The organism is Pseudomonas arvensis (assembly GCF_056688935.1).
In genome coordinates, this window is record NZ_CP162038.1 from 3,530,135 (window position 1) to 3,556,089 (window position 25,955).

A 25,955-nucleotide genomic window follows, 5' to 3' on the forward strand; every position below is an offset into this window, starting at 1 on the left:
GTCAACGCAGGCGCGTAACGGTGAGCGCGACCACGGCAATCCGCTCGACACGCTCGTAGCCCGGCTTGTCCAGCTCTTCGCCAAACACATCGGGGTCAAGCTCGCGGTAGGTCCAGCCATAGGCATGGCTGCCGAGCAATGGTTTGACGGCCGCCAGGAACGGGTCCTCGCCACCAGCAACGATCGCCACGCCGGTGTACAACACCAGGCTACCGCCCAGCGCCAGGCGCCCCATGGATTCGCCGACAATGCGCACCGACAATTGCTCGCCCAGTGCGCCGCCGCCATGCCGATATGCACGCTGGCGGTCGTCATTCATATAGGGCGGGTTGGCGACGATAAGGTCGAACTCGCCTTCGACGCTGCCCAATACATCGCTGTGGTACGCGACCACATTGGCCAGCCCTGCCAACTCGGCATTCACTGCGGTCAGGCGCAACGCGCGCGGGTTGATGTCCACCGCCAACACCTCGGCGTCGTGCCGTGCCCGAGCCACCACCAGTGCGCCCACGCCCGCGCCGCAACCGATGTCCACCGCGCGCGTGATCGGCTCGAAACGCTGTTGCAGATGCGCTTCAATCAGGCGCGCGAAGCGGTAACTGTCGGGCCCGAAAAACACCGCATCCGATTGGGTCGTGGGGTACGCCGAGTGAACGAACAACAGGTCATCCAGGCTCGACCAGCGCACGGCGCTGCGCCACAGCGAATCGTGCTTTTCGATCACGTCGGCCTGCTGCAATTCTTCGCAGAACGCCTCGGGCAACAGCGCGCCGTCAAACGGCATCGACCAACCGAACACGTCGCGCAGGTCCATTGCCAGCGGCGTCGCCAGGCGCTGGAAGACCCGTTCATGGGTCATGGGCGTCGGCGTGATAAAGCGGTAGCCGCTCTCCTTCAAGCCCCGGCCCAGGTTGAGCAGTGCGCGATCAGCGAGTTGTTGTGCAGACATGGGCGAATTCCTTAGCGCAGGCGCGCGCGCAATTGGATAAACCGGCGAGTGGCGTACAACCCGGCGGGCGTGCAATGGCGACGCGCCGACAGCCACGGAATCAGCGCGTTGAGCTGCTGTTCGTCGGGCAGTTTCCACAGCGAGTCCACGAGCGCCTGGGTGTCAGGGTCGGCCGGGCGGTGCTGTTCCTGGGAAAACCGGCTGGAGCGCCCACGCCTCACCGGCGCCACGCGCTGGTCGCTGATCCACTCGCCAGCAATCCAGTCATGTAACACCTGTTTTTCATAGCCGCTGAACACGCCGAACATCGCCGCGCCCGCGCCCTCGATGAGTTGCCAGAAGCGACTCTCGGCCGGGTCCTGGTTGCGCTTGATCCACCCCTTGTCCTGCAACGCCTGGAGGAACGCGCCGACCTGCCCCGGCTGCGCCAGCCACTGGTTGACGGTCTTGCCTTCGAAGCGGCAATAGTCCGAATGCATGTGCTGGCCGAAGGTGCGTTTGCGTTCGAGCATCGCCACCACTTCAGCGTGCAGGTCGAACTGCTCGATAACGGCCGTGGTGCCCGGGCCAAGGTCATTAAGGCGATAACCCTCGGCCACGCGGCGGTAGAAGTCCGCCCTGCCCTCGCCCAGCGGCAGCAGGTTCAACACCGACTGCGCCGCCTTGCACGCGTGGCCGCTGCTGGCGTTGTCGATGGTGACGTGCAGGGTGAAGTAATACGGGTCGATGCCCAGCTCGCTCAGCTCATACGAAGTGATCAACAAGTGCAGCGGCAACTGCTCGTAACCCAGGTTGTAGCCGATGACCTGCGGCAGGAATTCCTCGGCACACAGGCCCAGGGCCAGTTGCAGCGCGCCCTGCAGGTAGTGTTCGTCTTCGACGCCCGCGTCGCTGTCGGCGTCGTGATCACTGAGCAACTTGCGGTAGATCACCACATGGTTCTGCGCGGCTTCGCCGTCCCCCAACTCTTCAAGATAGGTGCTGAGCAGGCCGTCAAAACGCTGGTCTTGCCAGTAATGCAGCAGTCCATACAACCACGCCCCGTCGACCTGTTTGGTCGGCGCCACACGTTGCAATACGTACAGTGCATGGGCTTTGTTCTGGAAGTAACGACGCGGCCGGCCTTGCTGGCGCTGCTCAAGGTAATCGGCGTAGTCCTGAGCGACCGCAGCACAACGCTGCTCAACCCAGGCCAAGAGCTGTTCCGGCTCAGCGGGCAGCTCGTTGGTGGCACCCTGTACCCGGGCCAATTGGGTTTGCAGGAACTCGCGCGCCACGCTCTCGGCGTTCGGCGCTTCGCCATACAGGTGTTGATAAACCCGCTGATACTCTCCGTAGCCCGAGTGATGCATAGAGGCCAGTTGGCCCGACAGCGCCGTTAATAGCGTCATAATGGCAGTTCCCGCAAAGTCCGAGACAACGCCCCTTCAACAAGAGGCCCCGCAAGAGCGCTCAAAATCACGCGCTTCTGAAGGAAAGAGCATCGGGCCTGGCGGAAAATTCAATCGGGATTCGAACATGCCTGATCAGTGGCGCCCGTTCGCCGTACGCCTCATGTGCCGCCATGAACACGCCCTCGGCAGTCCACGCCGCGGATTGCGGAGTAGCAGAAAAACAAAACGGCACCTGAGTGCCGTTCTGCCCAACCCTACATTTTTACTTGCGCGCCGCCTCCCACGACTTGAGCAGGTCGTTGTAGCTAACGGTCTCGCCTTTCGGCTTCTCGTTCGCCAGTTTCGGTTTTGGCGCGCCCGGTTGGTCGAACCAGTATTGCGCGTCACGCTCGGGGTTCATTTTCGGGCCGCACACCGGTTGCACTTTGGAGCGTTCCAGGCGCGTCATGATCGCGTCCTGTTCCTTGGCCAGGTTGTCCAGCGCCTGTTGCGGGGTTTTCTCGCCGCTGGCGGCCGAGGCGATGTTGCTCCACCACAGCTGCGCCAGGCGCGGATAGTCCGGCACGTTGGTACCGGTTGGTGACCACTCGGTGCGCGCCGGGCTGCGGTAGAACTCCACCAGGCCGCCGAGTTTGGGGGCCATGTCGGTCATGGCTTGTGAGTTGATGTCGGACTCACGAATCGGCGTCAAACCGACGATGGTTTTCTTCAGCGAGACGGTTTTGGACGTCACGAACTGAGCGTAGAGCCAGGCCGCGAGTTTCTGCTTCTCGGGCGTGGACTTGAGGAAGGTCCAGGAGCCTACGTCCTGATAGCCCTTCTTCATGCCCTTTTCCCAGTAAGGTCCGACAGGCGACGGCGCCATGCGCCATTTCGGCGTGCCGTCGGCATTCACCACCGGCAGGCCAGGCTTGACCATGTCGGCGGTAAACGCGGTGTACCAGAAGATCTGCTGGGCGATGTTGCCTTGGGAAGGTACTGGGCCGGATTCGGAGAAAGTCATGCCCGCCGCTTCCGGTGGCGCGTAGGCCTTCATCCAGTCCACGTATTTCTGCGTGGCGAACACAGCGGCCGGGGCGTTGGTGTCGCCGCCACGGGTCACGCTGGAGCCCACCGGATGGCAGTCCTCCACGCGAATGCCCCACTCGTCCACCGGCAAGCCGTTGGGCAGGCCTTTGTCGCCGCCACCGGCCATGGAGAACCAGGCATCGGTGAAGCGCCAGCCCAGGGACGGGTCTTTCTTGCCGTAGTCCATGTGCCCATAAATGCGCTTGCCGTCGATTTCCTTGACGTCTTCGCTGAAGAACTTGGCGATGTCTTCATAGGCCGACCAGTTCACCGGTACGCCGAGGTCGTAGCCGTATTTTTCCTTGAACTTGGCTTTCAGTTCCGGACGCTCGAACCAGTCGGCGCGGAACCAATAAAGGTTGGCGAATTGCTGGTCGGGCAGTTGATAGATCTTGCCGTCCGGCGCGGTGGTGAAGGACAGGCCGATAAAGTCCTTGAGGTCGAGGGTCGGCGAGGTGAAGTCCTTGCCTTCGTTGGCCATCAGGTCGGTGATCGATTCGGTCTTGCCATAGCGAAAGTGCGTACCGATCAAGTCGGAATCGTTGACCCAGCCGTCATAGATGTTCTTGTCAGACTGCATCTGGGTTTGCAGCTTCTCCACCACGTCGCCTTCCTGCAGCAGGTCGTGGGTCAGCTTGATGCCGGTGATTTCACTGAAGGCCTTGGCCAGCACCTTGGACTCGTATTCATGGGTGGTGAGGGTTTCCGACACCACGTTGATCTTCATCCCACGGAACGGTTCCGACGCCTTGATAAACCATTTCAACTCTTCGAGCTGCTGGGCTTCGGTGAGGGTGGACGGTTTGAACTCGCTGCCGATCCATTTCTTCGCGGCATCTTCGTACGCATCGGCCCAGGCCGAAGCGCTCAAACCGCTCAGGGCCAGTACGGCGGCCAATGAAATGCTATGTCGCAGCTTATTGTTCTTATTCAACATAGAGACCTCCTGGTTGTTTATTCATAAGGGCACTAGCCCCAACGCATCACACTCAACAGCCATACCAGGGAGAGCGCGGACGCCACCCAGATGCTCCAGTCGGTAACGCCGATCACCAGCAAATGCAGGTAGGCGCTGCCGAGAAGACCGATAAACAAGCGATCACCACGGGTGGTGCTGATCGGTAACAAACCCCGCCGGGGGATGCTCGGCGAGCGCAGTTCCCAGGTGGTCATGCCCGCCAGGATCAGGGCGATGCCGCCGAAGAACAGTGCAGTGGGGGTGGTCCAGGCCATCCATTCCATCATCGACTCCTCAGACCCGGCCCAGGGCAAAGCCCTTGGCCACGTGGTTGCGAACAAACCAGATCACCAGCATGCCCGGCAGGATGGTCAACACCCCCGCCGCTGCCAGCACGCCCCAATCGATGCCAGACGCCGACACCGTGCGCGTCATCACCGCCGCGATGGGCTTGGCGTTGACCGAGGTCAGGGTGCGCGCCAGCAGCAGCTCGACCCAGGAAAACATGAAGCAGAAAAACGCGGTGACACCGATGCCGGAGCCGATCAATGGGATGAAAATTTTCACGAAAAACTTCGGAAACGAGTAGCCATCAATGTAGGCAGTTTCGTCGATCTCCTTGGGCACGCCGGACATGAAGCCCTCTAGGATCCACACCGCCAACGGCACGTTGAACAGGCAGTGGGCCAGGGCTACAGCGATATGCGTGTCGAACAGGCCGATGGACGAATACAGCTGGAAAAACGGCAGCAAAAACACCGCTGGCGGCGCCATGCGGTTGGTCAGCAGCCAGAAGAACAGGTGCTTGTCGCCCAGGAAACGATAGCGCGAGAAAGCATAGGCTGCCGGCAGCGCCACGCTCAGGGAAATCACCGTGTTCAGGCTCACGTAGTACAGCGAGTTGAGATAGCCGGTGTACCAACTCGGGTCGGTGAAGATCACCTTGTAGTTGGCCAGGGTGAAATCCTGAGGAAACAACGTCAGCCCGCCGAGGATTTCGGTGTTGCTCTTGAAGGACATGTTCAGCAGCCAGTAGATCGGCACCAGCAGGAACAGGATGTAGATCAGCAACGGGATTAGCTTGCGTTTGCTCATGTTGGCGACCTCAGCGGTTGGCGTCGGAGTGGGTCATGGCGGTGTAGAACAGCCAGGACACCAACAGGATGATCAGGAAGTACACCAGCGAAAACGCTGCCGCCGGGCCCAGGTCGAATTGGCCTACTGCCATCTGGGTCAAGGTCTGACTGAGGAAAGTGGTGGCGTTACCCGGTCCGCCGCCCGTCAGGACGAAGGGCTCGGTGTAGATCATGAAGCTGTCCATAAACCGCAGCATGACCGCGATCAGCAGCACGCTCTTCATCTTGGGCAGTTGGATATGTCGGAAAACTGCCCAGGCCGATGCACGATCAATCCGAGCGGCCTGGTAGTACACGTCCGGAATCGCCCGCAACCCCGAATAGCACAGCAACGCCACCAGTGAAGTCCAGTGCCACACGTCCATCACCAGCACAGTGACCCAGGCATCCGCCGTGTTGGCCGCGTAGTTGTAGCTGATGCCTACCGCGTTGAGGCTGTACCCCAGCAGGCCGATATCGGCGCGGCCAAAGATCTGCCAGATCGTGCCCACCACGTTCCACGGAATCAGCAACGGAATCGCCAGCACGATCAACACCAGCGACGACCAGCGACCCTTGGTCGGCATGGTCAGGGCGATGGCGATGCCCAGGGGAATTTCGATCAACAGCACGCAGGCTGAATAGATGAACTGGCGCAGCAGCGAGTCGTGCAGGCGCGGGTCGAGCAATACCTGCTTGTACCAGTCGGCGCCGACAAAGTAGCGGCTGGACTGGTCGAAGATGTCCTGCACCGAGTAATTGACCACGGTCATCATCGGGATCACCGCACTGAACGCCACCAGCAGGAACACCGGCAGCACCAGCCACCAGGCCTTGTTGTTCTGCACCTTGTTCATGGCTGCACCTCCAGCAGGTAATCGTCGGCGTAGAGCATCAGCCATTGCGCGGGAAAGCTGATGGACGCCGTGCCTTCAGGCACCGGTTTGTCTTCGGCCAAACGCACTTTCAAGGTGGCGCCATCGAGGTTGAGGGTCATGATCTTGTAGGTGCCAAGGTCTTCCAGATGTGTGACGCCGGCCTGCAGGGCGTCGGGGTTGTACTCGTCCCACACATGGATAAATTCCGGGCGGATACCCACCTGCAACTTCTTGTAGTCGGTGCTCGCAATGCGTTGTTGCAACGCATCGGGCAATGGCAAGTGGGTGCCGGCAAACCGCACCCCGCCCGCCTCGGCCTGCACTTCGATCAGATTCATCCCAGGGCTGCCGATGAAGTAGCCGACAAACGTGTGGCTCGGCCGCTCGAACAGCTCCCGTGGCGTGCCGAACTGCACGATCTGCCCGCCGTACATCACCGCGATTTTGTCGGCGAAGGTAGAAGCCTCCAACTGGTCGTGGGTGACGTAGACCATGGTGATGTTGAACTGCTCGTGGATCTGCTTGAGCTTGCGCCGCAGTTTCCATTTGAGGTGCGGGTCGATCACTGTCAGCGGCTCGTCGAAGAGGATCGCCGAGACGTCGTCGCGCACCAGGCCACGGCCCATGGAGACTTTCTGCTTTTCGTCGGCGGTGAGGTTGCGCGCTTTCTTGCCCAGCAGGGTTTGCAGGTCGAGGACTTCGGCAATTTCCTGCACCTTGCTGTGAATTTTCGCCTCGGCCATGCCCTGATTTCGTAGCGGGAACGCCAGGTTGTCGAACACCGTCATGGTGTCGTACACCACCGGGAACTGGAACACCTGGGCGATGTTGCGTTTTTCTGGCGTGAGGTCGTTGACCACTTTGGTGTCGAACAGCACCTGGCCTTCAGACGGGCTGAGCAAACCGGAGATGATATTGAGCAGGGTCGACTTGCCGCAGCCTGACGGACCAAGCAAGGCGTAGGCACCGCCCTGCTCCCACACGTGGTTCATTTCCCGGATCGCGTAGTCTTCCGGTCCGGTCGGCGTAGGGTTATAGCTGTGCGCCAGGTTCTGCAAATGGATCTCGGCCATCACGCAACCCTCGCGACACGGCGTCCGGGAGCCTGGACCAAACGGCCCTGACCATCGAACACAAACAGTTTATGGGTGGGGATATACACGCGGATCGGCGCGTCAACGTCGTACTCATGCACCCCCGGCAAATGCAGCACCAGCAGGAAGTGTTCGCTGCGCACGTGCAGGAAGGTTTCCGAGCCACTGATTTCGGCGACCTCTACGGTCACCGCCAGCTCAAGGTCGTCATCGTTGCTCGGCACCAGGCTGATATGGCTGGGGCGCACACCGAAGCGAAAATCGCCTTCGCCGATGGGACGCAGGTCAACATTGAGTGGGAAATGTACGAAATTGGCGAAGCTCACTTCATTGCCACTGATACGCCCCGGCATCAGGTTGATCGGTGGCTCGGAAAACAGCTCGGCCGCGAGCACGGTGTGTGGCTGGTGGTAAACCTCGGCAGCCTTGCCACTCTGGATCACCCGGCCTTCGTGAAGGATGGTGGTAGTGCCGCCGAGGGCCAGGGCTTCGTTGGGTTCGGTAGTGGCGTAGATCGCAATGGTGTGGCGGGCCTGGAACAGCTCGCGCATTTCCTGACGCAGCTCTTCGCGCAGTTTGTAGTCCAGGTTCACCAGCGGCTCGTCGAACAGGATCAGTTCGGCATCCTTGACCAGGGCGCGGGCCATGGCCGTGCGCTGCTGCTGGCCACCGGACAGCTCCAGCGGGTGACGCTTCAGGAACTTCTCGATGCGCAGCATCCGAGCGGTTTCCAGCACCTTGCTCTGGATCACCTCGTTGGACACACCGGCCTGACGCAACGGCGAGGCGATGTTCTCGAACACGGTCATGGTCGGATAGTTGATGAACTGCTGATACACCATCGACACGTTGCGCAGGCGCACCGGCTTGTGGGTGACGTCGACGCCATTCATCAGGATGCGACCGCTGTCGGGCTTGTCCAGGCCGGCCATCAGGCGCATCAGGCTGGTCTTGCCGGACAGGGTGCGACCGAGCAGCACGTTGAAGGAACCGGGCTCGAAACGCAGGGTGGCATCGTCGATCCAGGTTTGGCCTTCGACGACGCGGGAGACATGTTCCAGGGTCAATGACATGACACGACCTTTTTTATTATTGGAATGAATCTGGCCAGTCGTCAGAGCGAATTTCGTGCCAAAACCGGCAGGTGCTTGATCCACAAGGAAATGGGACATATGGGATGTTCGGGAGTGAACAATCGGGCTGAACAACTGAACACTTCGAGGGTTGACAATGAACAGTTCTGAACAACACTAATGGGGCCCCCGCGCCTGCGGGGCCCCATAAAAACAATAAAAACAGAAGGTCGCCCGATGGCCGAACCCTTGGCTCACGACACCATCATCCAGGACTCCTGGCGCCGTTGCCGCGCCTTTGGCCTGGACCACCAGAGCACGCCCAGCTTCGATCAACTGCCTGCCGAGGGCATCAGCCAACTGCTGGAAAGCCAGCATTCCCTGGTGCAGACCACCCACCAGGAAGTCCTGCCCTACTACGAGAACATCCTCAGTAATTCCAATTGCCTGATCATGCTGGCCGACAACCAGGGCCAGGTGCTGACCTCGTGGGGTACCCAGCGGTTTATCGAGCCCAAGCTGGCCCGTGGGTTCAGCGCCGGTGCCAGTTGGAAGGAACGCTCCAGCGGTACCAATGCCATCGGCACCGCGCTGGCTTGTGCCCAGGCGGTGCATATCGAACACGATGAACACTTCCTCAAGGCCAACCGTTTCATGACGGGTTCGGCAGCGCCGATCTTCGATGCCCAGCGCGAAATCATCGCGGTGCTGGATGTGTCCAGCGACAGCTACCTGCCGCCCTCTCACACCTTGGGCATGGTCAAGATGATGAGTCAGACCGTGGAGAACCGGCTGATCCTCAACCTGTTTCGCGGCGAGCATTTCCAACTGACCTTCAACACCGGCCTGAGCAACCTGGACAGCCAGTGGGCGGGCCTGCTGATCTTTGATGACAGCGGCCAGGTGCTGTCGGCCAACCGTCGCGCCGACAACCTGCTGGGCATCAGCCTGTCGCGGGTGATGATCGACAGTTTGTTCAAAGTGTCGCTGCTGGAACTGCTCAACCAGCCGGAGGGCTTGCCGTTTTCGTTGCAGGCGGCCGGGCGCAATCGGTTTCAGTGCCTGTTGAAACGCCCCAAGCAGATGCCGGTGCAGGCGCGTGTGTTCAGCGAGCCGGTTATGTCGAAGCCGGCAGCCATTGGCCTCAAGACCCTGCATTTTGGCGATATGCGCGTGGAGAAAGCCGTGCGCCAGGCCGAGCGGTTGCTGGAAAAAGACATCCCGCTGCTGATTCATGGTGAAACCGGCGTGGGCAAAGAGGTGTTCGTCAAAGCCCTGCACCAGGCCAGTTCCCGCAGCCAGAAGGCATTTATCGCGGTGAACTGTGCGGCGATTCCCGCTGAGCTGGTGGAATCGGAGCTGTTCGGTTACGAGAAAGGCGCGTTCACCGGCGCCAATCAGAAAGGCAGCATCGGCCTGATCCGCAAGGCCGACAAGGGCACGCTGTTTCTCGATGAGATCGGCGATATGCCGCTACCGACCCAGGCGCGCCTGCTGCGTGTGTTGCAGGAGCGTTGTGTGCAACCGGTGGGCAGCAGCGAGTTGTTCCCGGTGGATTTGCGCATTATCTCGGCGACCAACCGCGCACTGCGCGAACAGGTGCAGGCCGGGCGTTTTCGTGAGGATTTGTACTACCGCATCGGCGGCCTGACCCTGGAATTGCCGCCCTTGCGCGAGCGGACCGACAAGCAGGCGCTGTTCCAGCAACTGTGGCAACAACACCGCGAGCCCACCCAATGGGCCGGTTTGAGCGCCGAGGTGCTGGCGCTGTTCGAGCAGCACCCGTGGCCGGGGAATTTGCGCCAGGTGAGCAGCGTGTTGCAGGTGGCGCTGGCGATGGCCGAGGAGCAGCCGATAAGGCCGGAGCATCTGCCGGATGATTTTTTTGTGGACTTGAACGTGCCTGCGCCGCTGCCGACCAGTGAGTACCTGGACGACAGCATTGACCTGACCCAGCGCTTGAAGGCGGTAGGCGGCAATATCTCCCACTTGGCACGGGAGTTGGGGGTAAGCCGCAACACTTTGTACAAACGCCTGCGCCAAGGCAATGAATGCCCCCCGTAGAGGCCCACAGATCGCAGGGTGTCAGTACGTCAGCTACGGCAGGCTCAGCGCGGCTTGACCACTACCAGCAAGTCGGTGAAGTACTCCACCTGGATCGGCAGGTTGTCCGCCAGGGTCGACAAGGCCGCCGCCGTGTCGTCCAGCTTGAATACGCCGGACACACGCAGGCCGCGCAGGGCCTGTGGGTCGAAGCGGACCATGCCGTGGCGGTAGCTGGCCAGGGTTTGCAGCACTTCACTCAGGGGCTGGTCGTTGACGGTGAGCAGGCCACGCGTCCAGGCGTCCGGATCGGCATTGCCGACGGTTTGCGCGGGCGTTGCGCGCCCATGGTCGAGGACGGAACGCTGGCCGGCGCTGACCTTGACGCCCTCCTCTGCCTTACCTTTGACCGCCACGCTGGACTCGATCACCGTTACCACTGTCGTGCCGTCCGGCGCACGCTTGACCAGGTATCGGGTACCCAGTGCGGTCGCCGTGCCTTGGTCGGTGCGCACCACGAACGGCCGCTGCGCATCTTTGGCCACGTCTACCCACAGTTCGCCTTGCAGCAGTTCGATCACCCGTTGGTGGCCGTCGAATTTCACGTCCACCGCCGAGTTGCTGTTGAGCTGCAACTGGCTGCCGTCTTCGAGAGCGATCTGGCGACGTTCACCGACGCCAGTACGCTGGTCGGCCATCCACACTGGCAGGTGCTCCAGGCTCAGCCAACCGCACAGCGCGATACCGAGCACACCCAGCACCTGTGCGCTGCGCGCCCGTTGCGGGGTAAATGCGCGATTCAGGGCGCGGCGCGCCGGTTGTGCGGGCACGCTGTCGAGGCTGCCCCATAACGCACGCATGCGCTCGATGGCGACGGCGTGGCGCGGGTCGGCCTTGCACCAGGTGTTGAAGGCCTGACGGTCGGCGTCTGTGACGTCCTCGTCGTGCAGGCGTGTCAGCCAATTCGCTGCTTGCTGGATGATCTGTTCGGAGTTCATGACAGTGGGTCGGCCGCGTGCAGGCTGTGATAGCAGTGCACCAGAGCGCTGGAGATGTAGTTTTTGACGGTGCTGGGGGACACTTCCAGACGCACGGCGATTTCGCTGTAGGTCAGGCCGTCGAGGCGACTCAACAAGAACGCCTCGCGGGCCTTGGGCGGTAAGCCGGCGAGCATTTCAGCAATGCGTTCCAGCGCTTGCAAGGCAACGTGGATCGCCGCCGGGTCGGGCATGCCGGCGTCTTCGCACTGGATGACCAGCGCCTGCATGTAGGCTTTTTCGATACGGCGACGACGGGCACCGTCGATGAGCAAGCGTCCCGCCGTGGTGGCCAGGAAGGCACGGGGTTCCTTGATCGCTTGCGGTTCGGCCAGCATCAATACACGGATGAAGGCGTCGTGGGCCAGGTCGGCGGCGTGCTGGGAGCAACCGAGTTTCCTGCGCAGCCAGCCATGCAACCATCCGTGGTGCTCGCGGTACATCGCCGTAAGGATCTGCTGACGCGCTGAGTTGCCCAGCGCGGCCGGAATGTCATGCATGCGCAAAAAATTCTCAAATGGGAAATGTTACCAATTGCGCAAACAATGCCAGTAAAACGATGTCGGGGCAAGGGGCTCACATCCTGTAAAAGCGCCCTCCCATCGGTGTGTCCTCTTAGCGCCAGCTCCATGAAACGCCGGTGTAGATACCACGCCCATCTGCCGGTGTAGAGCGCGCAACATCCAGGCCTTTGTCGTCGTAACCCGGCGTGACAGTGTTGGCGTAACGGCGGTTGGCGAGGTTGCGCAGATCGACCCAGGCTTGCCAGTCCTGCTTGGGCGCGTCGTAGCCGAACGTTGCGCCAACAATCGTATAGGCCGCGGCGTAGTAGGAGTTGGCGTAGTCCACCGCCACTTTTGATGAGTGCTCGGTGTTAAAGCTGGTGTAGAAACCGGTCGGGTGGCTGTAGCGCAGTTGCGCCTGGTAGTAGTGTTTGGGGATGCCCGGCAAGGTGTTGCCACCGAAACGGTCGTCGTCGCGGTAGTGGAAGTCGCTGAAGGTGTAGGCCTGGCGCAGGTCGAGTTTGCCGTTGCGGCCGCCGTCCCACAATGGGTTGAGCAGGCCCAGTTCCACGCCTTGGTGCACGGTGGGGCTGGCGTTGGATTCGGCGACGATGGCATCGCTGGTTGCGGTCTGGGCCTGGGTTTCCACGGTGAGCAATTCGTGGCGCACTTCGGAGCGGTACAGCGCCAGGTCCCACTGGCCGAGCCAGGCCTCACCGCGACCGCCGACTTCCAGGGTGGTGGCGGTCTGGTTTTTCAGGCTGACGCCTTCACGCGCCATGCCTTTGGCAGGACCGCTCGTAAAATACTTGTTGGAACCCCAGATCATCGACCACGCATGCGGCGGCTCGACGGAGCGACTGAGGTTGCCGTACACCTGCAATTGCGGGTTGAAGTCATAACGCAGGCCGATGCGCGGCGCGTAGTCCCAATCGTGCTGGCTAAGCGGTGCCTGGCCTTCGGGATAGGTGACCTCGGTTTCGCGGCGGGTGTAGATGGCGGCCAGGCCGGTGGTCAGCCACAGGTCCGGCACCAGTTCCAGGTCGTTGCCGATGTGCAGCACGGTGTCGGAGCCCAGGTAGCTGTAATCGCGGGTCTTGGTGCCGGGGACATAAATGGCCGTGTTACCGGCGGGAATGCGCACGTATTCGGCGCCGCCATTATTGGGCATCGCCTGGGTGGTGCGCAGGCCGAGGGTGGTTTTGCTGTCGTGGCCGAACACCGTGTCCTGGCGGATGTAGTTGAGGGTGCCGCTGACGTCGGTGTAGGCGACTTTCAGACGGATAGTGCCCTCGCGCAGGTCCATTGGGTAATCGTGGTACGCCAGGCCCACTTCAAGGCGGGAATTGTCGTCCAGTTGCAGGGTGGTTTTGTTGGCGATCCAGGTGGAGCCAGGTTGCAGGCGCTTGGAGTCGCGCGCAGCGTTGAGGCTGTTGGCGGCGCGTGGGTCGTGGCTTATCTGGCTGCGAGTGAGTTTGCCGGGGGTGTCGTTGGTGGTTTCGCGATAACGGAAATAGAAGCGGGTTTCCAGGTTGGGGTTGAAGCGGTAGCCGAAGTTGGCGGCCACGCCCTTGCCTGTGGCCGCGCTCTGGCGCTGGTAGCCGTCGGATTGCGAGTCGGTGAGGCTGATGTAGTAGTCGGCGTCGCCCAGCACCTGGCCCGAACTGATCTCGCGCTGGGCATAGCCACGGCTGCCCGCCTCATAGCGCACTTGCAGCTTGGGAGCGTCGTAGCCCGTTCGCGTGACGTAGTTGACCGCACCACCGAGGGCCAACGCGCCCTGATCAAAACCGTTGGCGCCGCGCAACACCTCGACCCGGCTTTGCCACAGCGGGTCCTTGAGCTCATAAGGGGTGCCGCCGGGGCCGGTCAGCGGCAGGCCATCGAACATCTCGTAAAGCCCCGACGCATGGGAGCCAGGGCTGCGGTTGAGGCCCGACCCGCGAATCGACAGTTTCACCCCTTCGTTGTTCGCCGCCTTGGCGTACACCCCCGGCTGGTACTTGAACACATCTTCGTTGGTGCTCACCCGCCCCTGCTGCACGCTGCCCATGTCGATGTAATTGGTGGCGCCGGGCACGCTCTTGAGCTGCGCCTGAGCCACTTCGCCCGCACTCGCTTCAGCCGTGGTGACTTCGACCGGTGCCAATTGCAGGTCTTCGGCGTGCACCAGCGAGCTTAAGGTCAAGGCAGCAAACAGGAATGGAGGTTGGCGCAGCAGCATGGGTGGGTCCTTGGAATTCGGGGGCGTGAACGGCAGGGCCATCACGCGAACAGTGATGGGAAGCCAACGATGCCCGGCAAGTCACGCCTTATTAACGGACCAGCCCCTTCCCACAACAGTGTCGGACCGATTTTACTTACAAGGAAATAAACGATCTAACGCTGACTCAGATAGCCCGAAGTCAGGCCCTGCTGTACTGCAATTCCAGAGTGGTGCTGATCAGCCGGGTGAAAATCGTGAGTATCTCGACCATTTGCGGGTTCTCGAGCTTTTTCGGCAACACGTCCAAGGCGCACAAGGTGCCGAAGACGCTGCCGTCGGAGAAGACAATCGGCAGGGAGATGTAGCTTTCGAAGCCATGTTTACTGGGCAAAGGATTTTGCCAGAACACCGGATCCTTGCTGGCGTGTTCGATAATGATGGGCTTGGGATTGGCCCGCAGACCGTTGCACAGCGTGGCTTCAAGCTGTAATTCATGCCCGACCTCCACGCCAAAATGCAGCTCGTCGTACACCGCGCAGGCCACCCAGTGGGTGTCGGTCATCTTCGAGATCGCCGAGAAGCGCATATCCGTCAAGCGCGTGGTCAGGCGCAGGATATTGGACGCTGTTTCTATCTCGGCGATGACCGCCAGTTCTTCAGGGGTTAAAGGTTTGATAGCACTCTCCTGATTCTCAAATCAAAACCAAGCAGCCCTATGCCTGGGCTATTGCAGTTCGTTCGCAAAACGCCCCACTGCGTTCACCACCTGCTTGGCGCCACCCTGAATCTCCGTGATGACGGCGCCAGCCTGGTTGGCCAGTGTCAAGCCTTGCTCAGCCTGCTCGCGACTGCTGAACATCTCGGTAATGGCTTCGTCGGCGAGGCGCTGGTTCTGTTGGACCACGCTGACGATCTCTTCGGTTGCCGTGCTGGTACGGCTGGCCAATTGCCTTACTTCATCCGCTACCACCGCGAATCCACGGCCCTGTTCACCTGCACGAGCAGCCTCAATGGCGGCATTGAGTGCAAGCAGATTGGTTTGCGCGGCGATGCCGCCGATGGTCTGCACAATCGCGCTGATCAGCAGCGACTGTTTGCCCAGCGCCTCAATGCTGCCGGTGGCGGATTGCATTTGCAGAGCAATGTTTTGCATGGTCTGCACGGTGTCTTGCACAACCGCCGCGCCGCGTTCGGCCGTGACGTCGGTTTGTAAAGAAACCTCGTAGGCCACGCCGGCGGCGGCCTTGACCTCGGACTCGCGCAAGACCTGGTCGGTGACCACACTGGCAAACTTGACCACTTTGCACAGCTTGCCCTCGGCGTCGTGCACCGGGTTGTAGGTGGCTTCGAGCCAGACCTCGTTGCCGCGACTGTCCACACGCTTGAAGCGGCTGGCAACAAATTCGCCGCGATTGAGGGTTTGCCAGAACGCAGCGTATCCGCTCGAAGCGGCCTCCTGCGCGGTGCAAAACAGACTGTGCTTTTTGCCGACGATCTGATCGAGCGTATAGCCCATGGCGTCGAGAAACTGGGTATTGGCGGTGACCACCGTCCCATCCAATCTGAACTGAATGACGGCCGTCGAGCGGATCAACGCGTTGATAAACGCTTCGTTTTCCTTGGCTTGCTCAATGGCGCGACTGACCTCGATGCCGTAGCCCTGGATCTGCGACAGCTGGCCGTCGCGCGCGTTGATCGGGCACCAGGTGAGGTTGATCCAGGCCAGGCTGCCGTCACTGCGCAGGAAGCGGTAATCGTCGCTCACCGGCTCGGAGCGGGCGACTGCTGCATTGAAATCACGGAAACAAGGTAAATCCCTGACGTAAGGCGGAACAATTTCACTCAAGAGACGGCCCTGCAATTGCTCGCAGGAGTAGCCCAGGGTCCGGGCAAAATCCTCGTTGACGGCAATGAGCCGCATGTCGGCATCCAGGCATATTGAGAGCATGCCGCGGTCATACTGCGTAACGAGCTGTCGCAATTGGAAAAGCTCGTCGTCCCGGTCCTGCAGATCCTTCTTCAAGCGGCGATTGAACATGGCGGCGTCCCTGAGGTAGTTATCACTGCATCGGCCATGCGGCCTGCGGCTTGAGCATAGGCCGATGAACAGTTAGTTGCTCACTCAGTTGTCTCGCGCAACAGAAATAGATCTAACCGGCAGGCCTATCCAGTGTCTGCATCAAATCGTCCGCCTCGGAGCCCACCGCAAACCTGAAGCCGTGCATCTGGTCGGCCGCCAGTATTGCCCTGAGGGCCTCGACAAACTGCGCCTCGGTGGGTGAATCACGCAGCAATTTGTGCGCCGGTAATAACAACTCGGCAGGAACCCCCTCGACACTTGCGGCGTCGATAACGGCAAAGAGGATAAAGCGCAGGCGTATCTCGCGGTCCGTCGGCCACACCGTTTTTCGCTTACCCAAGGTAGGGCCTCACTTTTTCGGAAAAGTCCGAGGCTATTGCCGACGTCGGGGCGTTTCAAGCATGGGGGCGCAACATAGGCCACTTCCTACATTGAAAAGAGAAAATCCGTACTCGCCATCCGTTCACTGCACCGGCAGGAAATTCATCAGCAACAAACTTTGCGCATAGTTGAGACCGATACGCCGATACCGCTCATCCAGCATCTGAGTCAGCAGGTCAAGCCGCGCCACAATCTTGCCGAACTCCACGGCAAAACTGAGGTTGCTGCCCTCCTCCGAGATCTCATTGGAAAACAGCAGCAACACGCCATTCGCATCCTGACGCTTGCTCAGCAGCCAAGTAGCCTTCTCGATATTGCGGGCGGCATTGCTGACGAACTGCGGGTTGATCGAATCGGTCATGTAGAACTCAATGCGCCCGCCGTGGGCGGTCACCAACATACTGCCGATCGCGTATATAAAGGCGCCCACCCGGTCGCCCTGAAACTCCGGACTCAAGGAGTAACTCAACGCGACCAGGTCGCGACGCTCACCCAGGGCTGGCAGCGGTCGACGCTGCTCGATTGCCTGGCGAATTTCCCGCTCGGCACTCACCGCATCCGGATAACCCGATTGCCGCCACTGGCTGGGGTTACGCAGGTATAGCTTGCTCATCAGCAGATACAGGCTTTGCAGATTGTCGCGCATGCCCAGGGTGGCCATGCGATCGACACTGGTCTGAAAGAACTCATCGGGCTTGCCATTGGTGAACTGCTTGGCAATGTCCTGCCCCTGTTGCTGGGTGCAACCTGTCGCGCCGAATATGAAGATCGCAGCCAACAGCAGCAGCCGGCGTATGCGACGAATGTTTGAAAGAGGAAACGTGCGATCCATCGGCACCCGATCTTGTTCTTCTGCCCTCGCGGGGAATCGGCGGGGCTGGGACAAAGATAGAGCAGAGAAATCAAAAAAAGTGCGACAGGCATCGGCAAATTGTCATGAGACCCGCATGCCAGCGCGTTTCGTGACGAATTCGTTTTAGGGTCTATACTTTCTGGAGCAGTTGCGTGTGTTGTTGGCGAGCCAGGGTGGCATTTCAACCTTCGAGCGGCCTGGCGCGTGTATGCACATCGCCTACGGCACTACCACCGGCAACTGCAAACGAGGTGACGGCGATGAAACATCCAATTCGAGCACAAATGTTTGCCCAAGTGATCTGCCTGCTTTCGGTGGCTCAGCTTTTTTGCTGATTGAGATGAGAAACGGCCTTGAAGATTGGCTGCGGGAGTGGCACGGCGAAGTATTGCCCGTCGGACTGCCAAACCGCAGAAACACAAAAGCCCCGCATTCGCGGGGCTTTCGTTTGAATCTTGGCGGGAAACCAGGGATTCGAACCCTGGGAACGCTATTAACGTTCGCCGGTTTTCAAGACCGGTGCATTCAACCACTCTGCCAATTTCCCTTGTGCATCACAGGATTATAGTAGGCCATCCTGTCTCAGCGGGCGCCATAATACCCGAATGAAACACACTGTCAAACTCTCGCCATCGCTTGTTACAGAGCGTCTGTTATGATCTTTGCGACTGAACGTTTCAAAACCGAAGGAGTGTCGCCATGCGCGAACAGAATTACGCAGTGAATGGTAACGCGCAGGCTGAGCAGCTTGAAGTCAGCCGCGTGTTGCGCAACACCTATGGCCTGCTCGCCCTTACCCTCGCATTCAGCGGCGTGATGGCGTTCGTGGCGCAGCAAATGCGCGTCGGCTATCCGAATATCTTTGTTGTACTGATCGGCTTCTATGGCCTGTTTTTCCTGACCAACAAGCTGCGTGACTCGGCCTGGGGCCTGGTGTCGGCGTTTGCCTTGACCGGTTTCATGGGCTTTATCCTCGGCCCGATCCTCAACCGTTACCTCGGCATGGCCGGTGGTGCGGAAGTGGTCAGCTCGGCGTTTGCCATGACGGCCCTGGTGTTTGGTGGCCTGTCGGCCTACGTGCTGATCACCCGCAAGGACATGAGCTTCCTGGGTGGCTTCATCACCGCAGGTTTCTTTGTGTTGCTGGCGGCAGTGGTTGCAGGCATGTTCTTCCAGATCAGCGGGCTGCAACTGGCGATCAGCGCGGGTTTTGTGCTGTTCTCCTCGGTATGCATCCTGTTCCAGACCAGCGCCATCATTCACGGCGGTGAGCGCAACTACATCATGGCTACCGTCAGCCTGTATGTGTCGATCTACAACCTGTTTGTCAGCCTGTTGCAAATCTTCGGCATCATGAGCCGCGATGACTGATTGTTAGCGGCATAAAAAATGCCCCGCATCGAAAGATGCGGGGCATTGTTGTTTTCAGGGCATCAATACTGGTTGGGTTCCATTTCCAGCTGGACCTTGAAACGCTCGGCGATATCCGTTTGGATACGCTGGGCCAACTTCGCGATGTCGTGCCCTGTGGCACTGCCATAGTTGACCAGCACCAGCGCCTGCAGTTTGTGCACGCCCGCATCCCCTTCACGGAAGCCCTTCCAGCCGGCCTTGTCGATCAGCCAACCGGCGGCAAGCTTCATGTGCCCATCCGCCTGGGGGTAGGCCACCAGGTCCGGATACAGCGCTTGTAGCTCTTCGGCCAAGGCCTTGGTCACCAGCGGGTTCTTGAAGAAGCTGCCGGCATTGCCCAGGACTGCCGGGTCCGGCAGTTTTTCGCTGCGGATGCTGCAAATTGCGCGGCTGACGTCGCTAGGCGTCGCGTCGGTGATGCCCTGCCCGGCCAAGCGCTGTTGCACCGGGCCGTAATCGAGCTTGAGGTGACTGGCGCGGCTCAGGGCAAAGCGGACCCGCAGGATCAACCAGCGACCGGTTTCGTGCTTGAACAGGCTGTCACGGTAGGCAAAGTTGCATTCTTGCAGGCTGAAGTCCCGCAGTTCGCCGGTGCGGCGATCCAGCGCTGTGAGGCCGGCGAATACATCCTTGATCTCCACGCCGTAGGCGCCAATGTTCTGCATCGGGGCAGCGCCGACGGTGCCCGGGATCAGGCTGAGGTTTTCCAGGCCGCAAAAACCCTGTGCCAATGTCCAGAGCACAAACGGGTGCCAGGCCTCGCCCGCTTCGGCTTCGACCACTACGTGCACGCCGTCATCGTGCAGCACGCGAATGCCCTGGCTGGCCATGCGCAGTACCAACGCAGCGATATCCTGGGTTAGCAGCAGATTGCTACCACCGCCAATCACCAGCAACGGCAACGCTTGCGCCGAAGCATAAGCCAGAGCCTCTCGCACATCGGCATCGCTTCGGACTTCGGCATACAGCTGGGCGCGCACGTCGATGCCAAAGCTGTTGAATGGCTTGAGGGAAACCTGCGCCAGCACTTCCAAGGTCATAACCGCCCCTTCAATTCGATCACCAATAAATCACAGGCCCGTTCGATCAGGTCCAGCACCCGCTCGAAGCCTTGCTCGCCTTCGTAATACGGGTCTGGCACGTCGTCCACTTGCGAGTCGTAGCGGCGCAGGAACAAATCCAGTTCGGCCTTACCCTGCCCCGACTGCAGCGCCTTGAGGTTGCGCAGGTTGCTGCCATCCATCGCGAGGATCAGGTCATAACGCGCAAAGTCGGCGCGGGAGACCTGCTGGGCGCGCTGAGCCGACAAATCGTAACCGCGCACCATCGCCGCACGTTGGCTGCGCTGGTCCGGCGGGTTGCCGACGTGCCAGTCGCCAGTGCCGGCAGATGCCACCTCGACCTGCCCGGCCAGCCCGGCCTCGCGCAATTTATGGCGCAGAACACCTTCAGCGGTGGGCGAGCGACAGATATTGCCCAGGCAGACAAACAGAACCTCCATCAGGCCCCCAGCAGGCGACGGACGCGCTCAAGGTCTTCCTGGGTATCGACACCGGCAGGCGGCGCTTCAAGGGCATCGCCCACATGGATACGCACGCCGTGCCACAGGGCCCGCAGTTGCTCCAGGGATTCGGTATTTTCCAGCCAGCACGGCCCCCAACTGACAAAGTCGTGCAGGAAACCGGCGCGGTAGGCATAGATGCCGATATGGCGGCGGTACGGCACGCCCTCTGGCAACACATCGGGATTGCTGGCGAAGGCGTCACGCGCCCAGGGCAAGGTCGAACGGCTGAAGGTCAGTGCCAGGCCATTCACATCGCTGACGACCTTCACCACGTTCGGATTGAACAAAGTGTCGATGTCCTCAATCGGCTCGGCCAGGGTGGCCATCCGCGCCTCACCATGGGCAGCCAGGTTGGCGGCCACCTGGTCGATCACACTCGGCGGGATCAAAGGCTCGTCCCCTTGCACATTGACCACGATGGCGTCAGGCGCCAGGCCAAGCTGCGTGGCCACCTCGGCCAGACGGTCGGTGCCGGAATTATGGTCTTCGCGGGTCAGAACCGCTTCGGCACCGAACCCTTTGCAGGCTTCGATAATGCGCGGGTCGTCGGTGGCCACGACCACCCGATCGGCGCTGCTTTTGCAGGCCTGTTCCCAGACCAGTTGGATCATCGGCTTGTTGCCGATCAGTTGCAGCGGCTTGCCTGGCAGGCGGGTCGATGCGTAACGCGAGGGAATAACGACGGTAAAGGCGGCGGTCATTTATCCAGGCGCTCATCGGTGGTCAGGGTGCGGGCTTCGCTTTCCAGCATCACCGGGATGCCATCACGGATCGGGTACGCCAGGCCGGCGCCTTTGCTGATCAGCTCGGTTTTATCGGCGCTGAGCTTGAGCGGGCCTTTGCAGATCGGGCAAGCGAGGATGTCGAGCAGTTTGGTGTCCATGAGTGTTTCCTGGAAAGAAGCGTTTTAAGGCAAGAGACGGGCGGGCAACAAGCGCATCAGCTGCGTGTCGAACCAGACGACGAACGCCGGCGACGGCACGGCATCCACTGCAAGGTACCACCAGTCGGGCTGGGCAAAGGCGCGGCACTTCACCGCGTCCTTCTCGGTCATGACCAGCGGCAATGACGGTGTAAAATTCAAGACCTCGGCGCTGTAGGGCGCGTGGTCGGCAAACGCATGGGGAGTCGGCTGCCAGTGTAGCGTTTCAAGGGTGTTGAAGAAACGTTGCGGGTTACCGATACCGGCGACCGCGTGCACCGACTGACCTGCTTGAAAGTACTCCACCGACTGGCGCTCGCCGGTATGCAGGTTGACCAGTGCCGTAGGCTGCAGACGGAAGGCAAAGCCGTCGTCGCGATCTGATTCAGCCCCGTTGTAGAGCAGTGCATCAACACTCTGCAGGCGCTCGACCGGCTCACGCAGCGGCCCGGCAGGCAGGCAACGGCGGTTGCCGAGGCCGCGGGCGGCGTCGATCAACACCAGCTCCAGGTCACGGGCCAGGCGATAGTGTTGCAGGCCGTCGTCGGAAAGGATCAGGTCGAGAGTCTCGCTGGCCAACAGTGCCTTTACCGCACGGCTGCGATCAGGGTCGATTACCAAGGGCACGCCGCAGCGCTGCACGATCAGCAAAGGTTCGTCACCCGCCACCGCGGCACTGTGGCTGGCCTCGACGCGCCAGGGCAGTTGAGGAGGCTTGGCGCCGTAACCCCGACTGACCACGCCGACACGCAAGCCACTGCGTCGACAATGTTCGATCAGCCACAGGATCAACGGCGTTTTGCCGGTGCCGCCCACGGTGATGTTCCCGACCACCACCACGGGTACGGGCGACTGATAGATCTCTCCCTCGCCCGCCACAAACCGAGCGCGTTTGCGCTGCACCACACGGCGATACAAAGACTCCAGCGGCCGCAATAACGCGAGCGCCGGATGGCCCTCGTACCAGGCCTTGAGCAGACGATCGGACATGGCCATCAGGGTTGACTCGCCGCCTCGACGGTGCTCATGCGCAGATGGCTGAACCCGAGCTTGCCGGCCGCGTCCATCGCGGTGATCACGGCCTGGTGCTGGGTTTTACCATCGGCACTGATGGACAGCGGCAACTGGGTATCGCCGCCGGATTCTTTCTCCAGGGCGACCATCAGGCTGGCGAGATCGTTTTTCTCCAGCAACTGGTTATTCACCGAAAACACCCCGTCGGCGCTGATGGCGATGTCCAGTTGCTTGACTTGCTGGTCCTCGGCCGGCGACCCACTCACCGCTTCCGGCAAGTCGACACGCAGCTCGGTTTGCCGGGTGAAGGTGGTGGTGACGACAAAGAACAGCAGCAGGATAAACACCACGTCGATCAGCGACGCGAGGTTGATATCGACATTTTCCCGTTGCTTGCGGCGAAATTTCACGCTTTGCCCCCAACCAGGTCCACATCACGATCGCCTTGCACCACTTCCACCAGCTTGATGGCTTCCTGCTCCATACCGACCACCAGCTCATCGATACGCCGCTGCAGGAAACGGTGGAAGAACACCGCAGGAATACCCACCATCAGGCCCGCTGCCGTAGTGATCAACGCCTTGGAAATACCCCCGGCGAGCACGGCCGCATTGGTGGTCATGCCCGAGCCCATGAACGAGCTGAAAATGTCGATCATGCCCAGCACCGTTCCCAGCAAACCGAGCAGCGGCGCCATGGCAGCGATGGTGCCAAGGGCATTGATATAGCGCTCCAGCTCATGGATAACCCGAGCGGCGGCCTCTTCGATGCATTCTTTCATGATCTCGCGGCCATGCTTGGAGTTGGCCAGGCCCGCGGCGAGGATTTCACCCAGGGGCGAGTCAGCGCGCAGTGCCTTGAGTTTTTCCTTGTCCAGCTGTTTGTTCTTGATCCAGCCCCAGACCTGCCCCAGTAGATGCTCGGGGGTAACGCGACTGGCACGCAGGGTCCACAGGCGTTCGGCAACGATGCCGAGTGCGGCGATGGAGCTCATGATAATCGGCAACATCATCCAGCCGCCGGATTTGACCAATTCCCACACAGTGAATGTCCCCTCGAAAAAGTGCGCCACTTTACCATATAGGTTCAGCGGCGGGGTTTGTCGGCAATGCTGCCGACGCCGGACCAGGGTAACCGTTCACGCCAGAAACGCCGTTGACTGCGCGCAACAACGGGTGGCATGAAGGCGCCCAGTTGCAGGCGCACGGCACCCTGTTCCGCGCTGTCGTACACCCGGCTGCCCAACGCCTGGTACCGCGCCATGACCTGCGGATGGGGATGACCGAACGCATTGCCGCGCCCTCGGGAAATCAGCACCGATGTGGGCGCCAGGCGCTTTAGAAACGGCCCGGACGACGAACTGCGGCTGCCGTGGTGAGGGGCTTGCAGCCAATCGGTGCGTACGGCCAGGGGTGAGGCAAGAAATGCCCGCTCGGCGGCCCGATCAATATCCCCGGTGAGCAGCAGCCGCTCGCCGTTGGCCTGGACCTGCAGAACGCAGGACTTCGGGTTGCCCTCTGAAGCGTCAGGCCACTGCCACAGCTCGAATAACACACCATCCCATTCCCACTGCTCACCGCTGACACACGGCTGGGTGCCGAGAACCGTGGGCAACCCCTCGGTTTCACCGCCTACGACCCGCCTGATGGGCAACCCACGGGCAACAGCCGCCGCCCCACCGGCATGATCGGCGTCGGCATGGCTGAGCAACATCAGATCCAGCGACCCGACGCCGAGCTTTTTCAACGCAGGCAGCACCACGCGAGCCCCCAGGTCAACCGCCCCCGAACGCGGGCCGGCATCGTATAGCAACGTGTGATGGCGCGTGCGCAGCACCAGGGACTGCCCCTGCCCCACATCCAACTGCACCACCTCCACCCGGCCATGGGGCACCGGCTCGCGCGGTGGAAAGACTGCCAACAGCAGCATGGGCCAGCCCAGCAGCCGAAACGGCACGCCTTTGGGCAGCAATAGCAGCACCGCGCCCATCAGGCTGACCAGCCAGTACCCCACCGGCACCTCGGCAGGTACCCACGCAGGCACGTGGCCCGCAAGCCACGCCAGGCCCCGGAACAACCCATCCAGCGCCCCACCCGCCAGCCACAGCAAGCCCTCCCCCAGATAAGTCAGCGGCAGCATCAGGGTCCCCAGCAACGCCAGTGGCAACACCACGAGACTGATCCACGGTACGGCCACCAGATTGGCCAGCGGCGCGCTGACGCTGATGGGCAATCCAAGCACCAACAACACGGGAAACAGACCAATGGCAATCAACCATTGAGGGCGCGTCCAGGCCTGCCAGGCACTCCACGGCCCCAAGCGCCCACCGAATGCCAGGATCAATACGGCAACAGCCGCAAAAGACAGCCAAAACCCCGGTTGCAGGCTGGCCAATGGCTCAAGAATCAGTACGCCATTAAGCGCCAGCAGCAATGGCCACCAGAACCCCAAATGACGGAAGCGTAAACGCCACAGCAGTACCAGGCCTACCATCACACAGGCCCGCTGAACCGGCACACCGAACCCCGCCAACAAGCCGTATGCCAGCGCGGCAGCGAACGCCAGGCCACACGCCCACGGCAGCCACGGCCAGGTGCGGGGCCAGAAACCGTAGCGTGCCAATAACGCGACCAACCCGTAGATCAAGCCCGCCAGCAAGCCGATATGCTGGCCGGAAATCACCAGCAGATGCACCGTGCCCGTGTCCTGCAAGACCTGCCAATCCTCGGCTGACAGCCCGGAACCATCTCCCAGTACCAAGGCGGCCAGGCCCGCCTCGCGACCTTGAGCGTCAACGGCGATCAACCGTTGGCGCACCGTGTCGCGCCAGGCATGCCGGGCCGGCGACAGGCGCTCACCGTCCTTCACTGAGCCAGTCGCGCCAATCCGCTGGGCCAGCAGCCAGGCCTCCTGATCAAAACCGTGAAAATTGAGCAGCCCGGAAGGCCGTTTAAGCGTGACAGCCAGGCGCCAACGCTCCCCGCTGCGCACCTCGGGCCCACCGTGCCAGGACACGCGGATACGCTTGGGCAAGCGGGCGTTGCGCGACCGACTGTCGGCCAGTTCAAAACGCACTCCGGTGCCGGTCTGCTGCGGCAGCCCAACGACGCGGCCCTCCAGCCATCGCGTCTGGCCATCGAGCGCCGGTCGCAGACGATCATCCAGCGCCCCCTGCGCGCTGATGCACGCCCAGCTCAAACCCAGCAGGAAAAACGCCAGGGGCGACGTGCGAAATGGCAGCAGCATCAATGCCAGCACCAGCATGGCTATCAGCCAACCAGTCGTCGGCAATGCCGGTAGAAAACGCAGGGCAAGCAACCCCAGCGCGAGTGCGAACATCCCTGTCTTCATGAATCATCCTTTTCAAGTGATCCACTCAGTCTTAGCTGGGTGTCGGGACCGGCCTATGA

Annotated in this window: 25 protein-coding genes and 1 tRNA gene; 2 read left to right on the forward strand and 24 right to left on the reverse strand. The window is 61.1% G+C overall.

The window, feature by feature from the left end:
• Position 1: 1 nt before the first annotated feature.
• The 8 genes from AB3G88_RS15700 to AB3G88_RS15735 form a co-directional block, all read right to left on the reverse strand.
• The gene (locus AB3G88_RS15700) at positions 2-949 is read right to left on the reverse strand and encodes a methyltransferase (protein ID WP_400525943.1); all 948 of its coding nucleotides are present in this window, start codon (positions 947-949) and stop codon (positions 2-4) included.
• A gap of 11 nt (positions 950-960) precedes the next feature.
• Positions 961-2,340, reverse strand: a complete 1,380-nt coding sequence (locus AB3G88_RS15705) for an iron-containing redox enzyme family protein (protein WP_480450607.1) — start codon at positions 2,338-2,340, stop codon at positions 961-963.
• A 265-nt stretch (positions 2,341-2,605) separates the two neighbouring features.
• A complete protein-coding gene (locus AB3G88_RS15710) occupies positions 2,606-4,348 on the reverse strand; it encodes an ABC transporter substrate-binding protein (RefSeq protein ID WP_480450609.1) in 1,743 nt (580 codons plus the stop codon).
• Positions 4,349-4,380: 32 nt separating this feature from the next.
• Positions 4,381-4,653 (reverse strand): DUF2160 domain-containing protein, encoded by a 273-nt coding sequence (locus AB3G88_RS15715; RefSeq protein WP_014718862.1) that lies wholly within the window; start codon positions 4,651-4,653, stop codon positions 4,381-4,383.
• Between the two features lie 10 nt (positions 4,654-4,663).
• Positions 4,664-5,464, reverse strand: a complete 801-nt coding sequence (locus tag AB3G88_RS15720) for a carbohydrate ABC transporter permease (RefSeq protein ID WP_003232361.1) — start codon at positions 5,462-5,464, stop codon at positions 4,664-4,666.
• Between the two features lie 10 nt (positions 5,465-5,474).
• Positions 5,475-6,341, reverse strand: a complete 867-nt coding sequence (locus AB3G88_RS15725; RefSeq protein ID WP_099586963.1) for a carbohydrate ABC transporter permease — start codon at positions 6,339-6,341, stop codon at positions 5,475-5,477.
• Positions 6,338-7,435, reverse strand: coding sequence for an ABC transporter ATP-binding protein (locus AB3G88_RS15730; RefSeq protein WP_480450612.1), 1,098 nt, complete (start codon positions 7,433-7,435; stop codon positions 6,338-6,340). The genes AB3G88_RS15725 and AB3G88_RS15730 overlap by 4 nt, the downstream gene beginning before the upstream one ends.
• A complete protein-coding gene (locus tag AB3G88_RS15735) occupies positions 7,435-8,529 on the reverse strand; it encodes an ABC transporter ATP-binding protein (RefSeq protein ID WP_099587036.1) in 1,095 nt (364 codons plus the stop codon). The genes AB3G88_RS15730 and AB3G88_RS15735 overlap by 1 nt, the downstream gene beginning before the upstream one ends.
• Positions 8,530-8,766: 237 nt before the next feature.
• Between AB3G88_RS15735 and AB3G88_RS15740 the strand changes: the two genes are divergently transcribed.
• Positions 8,767-10,593, forward strand: a complete 1,827-nt coding sequence (locus tag AB3G88_RS15740; RefSeq protein WP_112195843.1) for a sigma-54-dependent Fis family transcriptional regulator — start codon at positions 8,767-8,769, stop codon at positions 10,591-10,593.
• Positions 10,594-10,637: 44 nt separating this feature from the next.
• Here AB3G88_RS15740 and AB3G88_RS15745 read toward each other — a convergent pair whose 3' ends face one another.
• From AB3G88_RS15745 to AB3G88_RS15780, 8 genes are all read right to left on the reverse strand, one after another.
• Positions 10,638-11,570 (reverse strand): FecR family protein, encoded by a 933-nt coding sequence (locus AB3G88_RS15745; protein WP_480450614.1) that lies wholly within the window; start codon positions 11,568-11,570, stop codon positions 10,638-10,640.
• On the reverse strand, positions 11,567-12,109 hold the full coding sequence (locus tag AB3G88_RS15750; RefSeq protein WP_112195847.1) for a sigma-70 family RNA polymerase sigma factor: 543 nt from the start codon (positions 12,107-12,109) through the stop codon (positions 11,567-11,569). The genes AB3G88_RS15745 and AB3G88_RS15750 overlap by 4 nt, the downstream gene beginning before the upstream one ends.
• Before the next feature lie 115 nt (positions 12,110-12,224).
• The gene (locus tag AB3G88_RS15755; protein WP_480450616.1) at positions 12,225-14,336 is read right to left on the reverse strand and encodes a TonB-dependent receptor family protein; all 2,112 of its coding nucleotides are present in this window, start codon (positions 14,334-14,336) and stop codon (positions 12,225-12,227) included.
• Positions 14,337-14,517: 181 nt separating this feature from the next.
• The gene (locus AB3G88_RS15760; RefSeq protein ID WP_250924956.1) at positions 14,518-14,994 is read right to left on the reverse strand and encodes a GAF domain-containing protein; all 477 of its coding nucleotides are present in this window, start codon (positions 14,992-14,994) and stop codon (positions 14,518-14,520) included.
• Between the two features lie 48 nt (positions 14,995-15,042).
• Positions 15,043-16,356: a methyl-accepting chemotaxis protein gene (locus tag AB3G88_RS15765; protein WP_099586970.1), complete on the reverse strand. Its 1,314-nt coding sequence runs from the start codon at positions 16,354-16,356 to the stop codon at positions 15,043-15,045.
• A 112-nt stretch (positions 16,357-16,468) separates the two neighbouring features.
• A complete protein-coding gene (locus AB3G88_RS15770) occupies positions 16,469-16,738 on the reverse strand; it encodes a hypothetical protein (protein ID WP_112195851.1) in 270 nt (89 codons plus the stop codon).
• A 123-nt stretch (positions 16,739-16,861) separates the two neighbouring features.
• Positions 16,862-17,611 carry a hypothetical protein gene (locus AB3G88_RS15775; RefSeq protein WP_480450619.1) on the reverse strand — a complete coding sequence of 250 codons (750 nt, stop codon included), beginning with the start codon at positions 17,609-17,611 and terminating at the stop codon, positions 16,862-16,864.
• A 477-nt stretch (positions 17,612-18,088) separates the two neighbouring features.
• Positions 18,089-18,179, reverse strand: a tRNA-Ser gene (locus AB3G88_RS15780).
• Between the two features lie 152 nt (positions 18,180-18,331).
• On the opposite strand from AB3G88_RS15780, the gene AB3G88_RS15785 reads away from it, so the two are divergent.
• Positions 18,332-19,003 carry a Bax inhibitor-1/YccA family protein gene (locus AB3G88_RS15785; protein ID WP_078048997.1) on the forward strand — a complete coding sequence of 224 codons (672 nt, stop codon included), beginning with the start codon at positions 18,332-18,334 and terminating at the stop codon, positions 19,001-19,003.
• A gap of 62 nt (positions 19,004-19,065) precedes the next feature.
• Here AB3G88_RS15785 and murB read toward each other — a convergent pair whose 3' ends face one another.
• Genes murB through AB3G88_RS15825 form a run of 8 tightly spaced genes read right to left on the reverse strand, consistent with a single transcriptional unit; the run spans position 19,066 to position 25,896 of the window.
• A complete protein-coding gene (murB, locus tag AB3G88_RS15790; RefSeq protein ID WP_480450622.1) occupies positions 19,066-20,085 on the reverse strand; it encodes a UDP-N-acetylmuramate dehydrogenase in 1,020 nt (339 codons plus the stop codon).
• The gene (locus AB3G88_RS15795; RefSeq protein ID WP_099586974.1) at positions 20,082-20,546 is read right to left on the reverse strand and encodes a low molecular weight protein-tyrosine-phosphatase; all 465 of its coding nucleotides are present in this window, start codon (positions 20,544-20,546) and stop codon (positions 20,082-20,084) included. Before AB3G88_RS15795 ends, murB begins: the two co-directional genes overlap by 4 nt.
• Complete coding sequence (gene kdsB / locus AB3G88_RS15800; RefSeq protein ID WP_480450625.1) at positions 20,546-21,310, reverse strand: 3-deoxy-manno-octulosonate cytidylyltransferase; 765 nt, start codon at positions 21,308-21,310, stop codon at positions 20,546-20,548. Before kdsB ends, AB3G88_RS15795 begins: the two co-directional genes overlap by 1 nt.
• The gene (locus AB3G88_RS15805; protein WP_003174668.1) at positions 21,307-21,492 is read right to left on the reverse strand and encodes a Trm112 family protein; all 186 of its coding nucleotides are present in this window, start codon (positions 21,490-21,492) and stop codon (positions 21,307-21,309) included. The genes kdsB and AB3G88_RS15805 overlap by 4 nt, the downstream gene beginning before the upstream one ends.
• Before the next feature lie 24 nt (positions 21,493-21,516).
• The gene (gene lpxK, locus AB3G88_RS15810; RefSeq protein ID WP_480450628.1) at positions 21,517-22,527 is read right to left on the reverse strand and encodes a tetraacyldisaccharide 4'-kinase; all 1,011 of its coding nucleotides are present in this window, start codon (positions 22,525-22,527) and stop codon (positions 21,517-21,519) included.
• Positions 22,527-22,955, reverse strand: a complete 429-nt coding sequence (locus AB3G88_RS15815; RefSeq protein ID WP_099586977.1) for a flagellar polar localization protein PocB — start codon at positions 22,953-22,955, stop codon at positions 22,527-22,529. Before AB3G88_RS15815 ends, lpxK begins: the two co-directional genes overlap by 1 nt.
• A complete protein-coding gene (locus AB3G88_RS15820; protein WP_099586978.1) occupies positions 22,952-23,587 on the reverse strand; it encodes a flagellar polar localization protein PocA in 636 nt (211 codons plus the stop codon). The genes AB3G88_RS15815 and AB3G88_RS15820 overlap by 4 nt, the downstream gene beginning before the upstream one ends.
• Before the next feature lie 44 nt (positions 23,588-23,631).
• A complete protein-coding gene (locus tag AB3G88_RS15825) occupies positions 23,632-25,896 on the reverse strand; it encodes a DNA internalization-related competence protein ComEC/Rec2 (RefSeq protein WP_480450630.1) in 2,265 nt (754 codons plus the stop codon).
• Positions 25,897-25,955 lie beyond the last annotated feature (59 nt).